This is a genomic window from Candidatus Omnitrophota bacterium (assembly GCA_041653595.1).
Taxonomy (GTDB): Bacteria; Omnitrophota; Gorgyraeia; order Pluralincolimonadales; family Pluralincolimonadaceae; genus Pluralincolimonas.
On record JBAZFB010000038.1, the window covers coordinates 1 to 5,617 of the forward strand.

Below are 5,617 nucleotides of genomic sequence, written 5' to 3' on the forward strand. Positions count from 1 at the left end.
GATGCTCGGCATGGCATCTGCGGATGCCAAGAAACGGGCCGAACGGATCGCCTCGGCGTCCGGCAACAGGGTCGGCAGGATACGCTCGGCGGATATGGGCGTCTTCCAGATAACGCCGGTCAATTCGACCGAGGTCTCGGACTGGGGCAGCAACGATACCTCGTCACTCGAGAAGAAGGTCTTCGCGGTCGTGCATGCGGATTTTGCGATAACGGAGTAAGCCAGGGCGAATTAAGGTGACAGTATACTTAATTAGCTAATTAAAGTTTGAGGAGCCAAAATGGCACCTCAAATCCAAGGTCACAAATTGTGACCTTGAAAATAGTTGAAAGAAAATCCCTCCTTTTAGCGTCTATTTAGCTAAAGGAGGGATTTTTTATGGGCAACTTAGTAGAGCAAGAAGTGGTTCAGCAGAAGATCTATTTTATTAGGGGAAAGAAGGTGATTTTGGATAGGGATTTGGCTGTTTTATACGGGGTTGAAACTAAAGCGTTGATTCAGGCGGTCAAAAGGAACAAAGAAAGGTTTCCAAGCGATTTTATGTATCAGCTTACAAATAAAGAGGTTGCAATCTTGAGGTCACAATTTGTGACCTCAAGATGGGGCGGTACAAGGTATTCTGTGCGTGCTTTTACAGAGCAAGGCGTAGCCATGATGTCGAGTGTCCTAAAGAGCAAGAAGGCCATTCAGGTAAACATTGCCATTATGCGAGTTTTTGTCAAATTAAGGGAGATCCTATCTATCCATAAAGAGTTGGCCCATAAATTAACTGAATTAGAGAGAAAACTTGGTAAGCACGATGAAGAAATAATAATGATTTTTCAGGCAATAAAAGAACTCATGACTCCGCCAGAAGGAAGCCCGAAAAGGAAGATAGGATTTCGCCCTTGATGTACGTCAAAAAGTGGTAAAATAGCAAAACATGGGCGTATATGTATACTGCATAAGAGAAGATCATGCTTATAAAACCGCAATAAAGGGCCGTGAGTTCGAGAACGCATGGTTCAAGGATGCTTTGGCTGGATATGGTGGCATATCAGGTAAAAAGGAGAAGAAATGAATATCGGGAAATTATCCATCAGTTTGATCGGGATCTTATTATTTGCGGCTTGCTGCGTTTACGCGGAAGATGAATATTCAGATACCCCTAACGATAATCCGGAAACTGCAGATACCCCGGTAATAGAGAATAAAGACAATGAGGATATCGGCAAATCAGGCGACAATACGCTCCCGCCGGAACCGACTACTGAACCCGTGGGAAAACATATCGACTCGCCCCTCGAGGAAAGTGTCAACAACCCTGACGGCCCGGAGGGAGGCAGCGTAAGCACTGAGAGCGTAAATAATCCCGGGGATAAAGAATGAACATCAATAAGATCATAGCAAAAGAAGGGCTGATAATCATTGGGTTGGCTCTCATATTATACGCCATCCTGCATTTCCTACCCGAAATGCCCGTTATATTCCCGAAATATAAATTGGAATTCCTTAACGGGGAAACGTACACTATAAAGATACATCCGGAGATCCGCAACGGCTTAAATTCTAACGAGATAATCGAGGCGACCCTCAACCCGCCGCCGAAAGTCATCGAAGCGCGTATAAAGGAATTCACCGAATCGGCGCATATCAAATCCAAATTGAAATCGTTATCTTACGTAAATTCCGCGTCAGTCCGTTTCTATAGGTTCTTCTTTTCATTTTTCGGCAAATTTTTTGTTTTAAAAGTACTCATCGTTTATTTGGTCTTATTGCTCATCCGGTTTGTCGTGTGGGCTGTAAGGACATTAAGGAAAAAATGACCGATGCGTAAATACCTGGTCCTGTTATGCTGTTGCGCGATCCTCTCGGGCTGCGCGGCCCTTCCCATCAAAAAGGGCCCGTCCTACTCCCTCGATGACATTTATAAGCGCTTGAACTATAAAGTAGAAGCCGGATACAGGGTCGTTAATATCTTCTACGCGACAAGCCGGGAAGTCGATTATGCCGCAAAACCTTCCCCGGTCTTCAAGGCCAAGATGGCCGGCGAGACGACATATGGCATACTTGATATCAGGATGGACCCGAGGGTAAGGATAGGAACGATGCTGCCGGACCAGCTTAAGAAGAACGGTATAATAGAGTTGGAGACGACAACGAGGCTGGCCCCGGACGTTTTCACGAAAGAGTTGTCCGACGCAGTGCAAACATCTCCGCATAAGTCCCTGCTCGTGCTCGTCTTCGGCTATAAGGACGGATTTGAGGCCACGGCGATGAAGGCCGCCTATTTCGCGTACCTGTTGGATGTCAATACGCCTGTTTTATTGTTCGATTGGCCAGGTGACCAATCGGTCAGCATCTGGGGCTATGAAAAAGCGCAATCCCTGGCCAGCGCCTCCGGGCCGTATCTGGCGGATGTACTGGTGAAGGTCGTCCGCGAGGTCAAACCGAAAAAACTCTGGATAGAGGCGTCGAGCCTCGGCTGCCAGGTGGTCTGCGACGCTTTTGACACGCTCTACACTCATCCCGATTTTGCCGATGCGGATATCGAGATAGACCAGGTCATACTTGCGGCCCCTGACATCAGCCGCAACAAATTCGATGAAAAGTTCAAAAATGAGTTTACGGCCATATCGAAGAAATTGACCGCATACGTCTCATCCGACGATAACGCCTTGCTGATGAGCGGGATAATCGACGGGGAGAAGAAGCTCGGGCGAGAAAAACTGAGGGTGACGGAGCCGGAGCAGCTCGAAGAGGCGAGGGGGGTGCTTTATTTGAAATCCCTCGACCCTGAGCGTTTCATGACGATCGACGTGACCGCGATAAATAACTCGAGTTTCAAGCACGGCTATTACCTGGAATGCCCGGAATTTTATGACGATTTTTATATGCGCATTTTTGACACGCAGCCGAACATTAACAGGCATCTCTACCTTTTGAAATACAGCAACGGCGCGGATTATTGGGTCATGCAGGGCTCGAAATAGTTAAAAGTAAACACGAGCGGCATATTACTACTTAACGAGGGGTAAAATGAAGGATACCCTTTTAGGAATAAAGGTGATCGGCTGGCTATGCGTAATATCGAGTATCTTTGCCGGCTTAGCCATATTCTGGCAGGAAGACTACGCGCTCTTAGGCATTACATTTCTATTGAACCTTATTATAGGCGTAAATTTATTAAGGAGGAAAGAGGCCGCAAGGAAATTCATGGTATTCCTTACAGCTCTTTCTATCGCAGCTGCTTTAATAGCCGCGATCCTTCTCCCGAATTTAATTTTAGATAAGGCGGAAAAATATCGCCAAAAAATGCATAGATACAAAGAGATCAGCGCAAAAATGTCCGAATTGCAGAAAGAGAAACCCGTAAATGAATATGAATTAGTGCCCCTGACAATAGAAGCAAAAGGCCTCAAAATATTCTTAGATAAGTATCCTGAATATGAAAAAACCATGGGTAAAATATATAAAAATACTTTTGAACTGAATATGGCTAATATAATAGGACTGGCATATATGATGTTCATTGTTTATTATTTGACGCGTCCTTATGTTAAAGAAAAATTCAAAGAGCATAACCCTGATGACTAAATCAAAATTTGTAATCGTATTAACAACCAACGACCACACCTCGATGGCTATGGCGAAATCATTGCTTCAGAGCGCGGGAATAGAATATTATGTTAAGGGCGAGATCCTGGAAGAGCCGGAGAAATAGCGGGGCATGGATATCATAACCCAAAAATTCAATGAGTGGACCGCGGGGAAGGGGCCGAAAGAGGCGCGCATCTCGGTCTATGAGCATATCCGCGACATCCCGTATGCCATCATTCCCGAACTAAGAGATCCGGTCGCCGGGCCACCCGGCCTGATCGAGCAGGGCAGGGGCTCATGCCAGCCGAAGCATTATCTTATGGCCGGGCTATTCGGAAAATTAAATATTCCCGTTAGGTTCGTGACGTATGTTTTCAGGTGGGGCGATTCCGAAATAAAATATCCCGCCGATCTAAAGGGCCTGTTAAGCCGGATGCCTGTGAGTTATCACCTCGCCTGCAAGGCGAATATCAACAACAAATGGGCGCTGGTAGACGCGACTTATGACCTGCCGCTTAAAAAAGCGGGATTTCCGGTCAATGAAAAATGGGACGGCGAGAGCGACACGGTAAATGCCGTCAATTCGATCCAGGAGATCATCCATGAGTCCGCAGAGGACCGGTTAAAATTTGAGACCGAATGCCGCGGCCGCTACACCGGCGACGAAAAAGCCGCCTACGCGCAATTCATCGATAAATTAAACGGATGGCTTGAAACGTTAAGGAGAAATAAATGAAGAAGTATGTCCTGCGCGCGACCGTCGTATGTTGTATACTTTTATTTGCGGGAACGACCGCTGCGATATCGCCGGTAGAGACGGCGCATTTCAGGGTCGTCGATAACGGGAAGGGTGTCACCTCGGATGATCTTAAGGAGACAGGCGATAAAGCCGAGAGCCTGTATAATGAGGTCACGGATCTGCTTGGCACCGGATACACCAGCTCCGGGAAGATAGAGATCAGGGTATATGTTACGCCGGAGAAAGGCAGGGCCTTGAATTCGGCTGCGAGCGGGTCGTCGTTGTACCTTACGCTCGGAAGGATCGACGAGGGAATACTCAGGCAGGGGATCGCCCATATTGTTATTTCCAAGCCGCTGGGATCCGCGCCGCGGTGGTTTTCCAGGGGCCTGGAGTTGTACGCAGCATATGGGGATATGCGGGGGAGGCACAGGGGCCTTCCGCCTTTTGATAATTTTACATTTGCCCGGCTCGAGCAGGCATTCCAGACAGCCAAGAGACAAGACGCATCCTATTACTCGTGGGCTGTCATTTCATATGTGATGGATACTTACGGCAAGGATAAACTCAAGACTATTTATAAACAGAGCGGCGCTTTCAGCGATAAATTCTCGAAAGCCTTCGGCGTCGACCTGAAATCGCTCGAAAAGAAGTCCGGTGAAATATTTTTGGCATATAAATAATTATGGTGACAGCATACTTAATTATTACAGAGGAGACCACATGAAAAGAGCCGTTAGTGTCGTCGTTTTTTCGTTATTATTCTTGTCCACTTTTATTATTCCCGCCTATTGCGCCGAAACGCCTGCCCCCGCGCCGGTCATCAAGGCCGTCACCGCGTCGTCCGAAGTAGATAACAACAGGCCGGAGAAGGTGGTAGACGGTAAACCTTTGATGCGCTGGGAATCGGAATGGAAAGATAACCAGTGGATACAGGTGGAATTTGAGCAACCCGTCGACCTGTACGGTATGGAGATAAAATGGGAGACAGCCGCGGCATACCGCTATAAGGTCCTGGGTTCGGCCGACGGCGCCGCGTGGCAGGCCCTCGCCGAGATAAACGACGGAAACGAAGGCGAGGACATAAGAATAAATTTCAAAGAGAAGACGTCGTGCAAATTCGTAAAAATAGACTGCATCGAGAAGACGACGGCATGGGGGTTCTCCATATGGGAGATAGGATTCAAGACAGACGGGCCTTATAAGGACATTCCAAAAAGGATGTCGATACCGAAGGGAAAGGCCTTCTTTACCGTCAAGCAGGAGAAAGGCAAATACTGGTTGTTCGGGCCGGGCGGG

Annotated in this window: 10 protein-coding genes; all 10 read left to right on the plus strand. The window is 47.5% G+C overall.

Annotated elements, in window-relative coordinates; all coding sequences use genetic code 11:
- On the plus strand, window positions 1-220 hold a 220-nt coding region (locus WC317_08180; GenBank protein ID MFA5340100.1), incomplete at its 5' end, for an SIMPL domain-containing protein.
- Between the two features lie 158 nt (window positions 221-378).
- Window positions 379-891, plus strand: a complete 513-nt coding sequence (locus tag WC317_08185) for an ORF6N domain-containing protein (protein ID MFA5340101.1) — start codon at window positions 379-381, stop codon at window positions 889-891.
- A gap of 165 nt (window positions 892-1,056) precedes the next feature.
- On the plus strand, window positions 1,057-1,368 hold the full coding sequence (locus WC317_08190; protein MFA5340102.1) for a hypothetical protein: 312 nt from the start codon (window positions 1,057-1,059) through the stop codon (window positions 1,366-1,368).
- On the plus strand, window positions 1,365-1,805 hold the full coding sequence (locus tag WC317_08195) for a hypothetical protein (protein ID MFA5340103.1): 441 nt from the start codon (window positions 1,365-1,367) through the stop codon (window positions 1,803-1,805). Before WC317_08190 ends, WC317_08195 begins: the two co-directional genes overlap by 4 nt.
- A 3-nt stretch (window positions 1,806-1,808) precedes the next feature.
- Complete coding sequence (locus WC317_08200) at window positions 1,809-2,972, plus strand: alpha/beta hydrolase (protein ID MFA5340104.1); 1,164 nt, start codon at window positions 1,809-1,811, stop codon at window positions 2,970-2,972.
- 46 nt (window positions 2,973-3,018) lie between these two features.
- A complete protein-coding gene (locus WC317_08205; GenBank protein MFA5340105.1) occupies window positions 3,019-3,576 on the plus strand; it encodes a hypothetical protein in 558 nt (185 codons plus the stop codon).
- Entirely contained in the window at window positions 3,569-3,703 is a 135-nt protein-coding gene (locus WC317_08210; protein ID MFA5340106.1) for a DUF2007 domain-containing protein, read from the plus strand. The genes WC317_08205 and WC317_08210 overlap by 8 nt, the downstream gene beginning before the upstream one ends.
- A 6-nt stretch (window positions 3,704-3,709) precedes the next feature.
- Entirely contained in the window at window positions 3,710-4,315 is a 606-nt protein-coding gene (locus WC317_08215; protein MFA5340107.1) for a hypothetical protein, read from the plus strand.
- Window positions 4,312-5,001 (plus strand): hypothetical protein, encoded by a 690-nt coding sequence (locus WC317_08220; GenBank protein ID MFA5340108.1) that lies wholly within the window; start codon window positions 4,312-4,314, stop codon window positions 4,999-5,001. Before WC317_08215 ends, WC317_08220 begins: the two co-directional genes overlap by 4 nt.
- A gap of 40 nt (window positions 5,002-5,041) precedes the next feature.
- A partial coding sequence (locus WC317_08225) for a discoidin domain-containing protein (protein ID MFA5340109.1) occupies window positions 5,042-5,617 on the plus strand: 576 nt, incomplete at its 3' end.